At 56.6% G+C, this 724-nt stretch carries 1 pseudogene; it reads right to left on the reverse strand.

The features are described 5' to 3' along the window. Positions 1-350, reverse strand: a pseudogene (locus NW838_RS07730) (arginine--tRNA ligase); the annotation flags it as partial. Between the last annotated feature and the right edge of the window lie 374 nt (positions 351-724).

Genomic DNA, 724 nt, shown 5'->3' on the forward strand with positions numbered 1-724 from the left:
TGCAGCAGCTCCTGCAGGCGCTCGGCCAAAAAGGGATCCCCCAGCCGGAAGTTGAGATACCCTCCTCCCGCCACCTGAGTTTCGATGTCCGGCAGATCCAAGTGTTTTTGCAGGGTTTGGGCGATCTGGGCCGGTGCTAGGCGGCAGAGCTTGGCCATGCCCAGGGGGGTGGGACAGGCGTAATCGCCGTAGCGAGGGTCGCTGGGGATCTGGATCACGGGGGCAATCGCTGTGGCTTGCTGGGGGGCCAGGGATCCCAGTTGCCCCGCCTCTGAGGCCCGTCGAATGCTCTCGGCTACGGCGGCGGTGAGAAACCGAATCAGCGAGGTGGATACGGGTTGAGTGGCCATGGCTGTTCGTGTCGGCAGACGTCGAGAGAGGTTCCAGGAATGCCTGGGGCAGTAAAAGCATCATCATATCGACAGCCAACCGGCTCTGACAAAATCTGACAAAAGAATAGATGCTCCTCCAGCCAAACTTTGCTTTTGCTCGCCTGCTTTGCGAAGATGGCTCTGACAAATTGACGGGACAGAGCTTTAGGCCAAGCTTTTGGGTACAAAGTATCACCGAATACAAAAGTTTAACTCTGCTTTGCTAAGTTGTTTGGCGGTAATGCTCGCCTTCCCGCTTGCGGATTTCTGCTGAGACAGCTGCTGTGGAGTTTACTAGTATGTCCATCCCGAAATCGTCGCGTCGTCAATTCCTTCAATCTGCTGCTGCGGCT

The sequence above is a fragment of the Synechococcus sp. R55.2 genome, assembly GCF_047462075.1.
Lineage (GTDB): Bacteria > Cyanobacteriota > Cyanobacteriia > Thermostichales > Thermostichaceae > Thermostichus.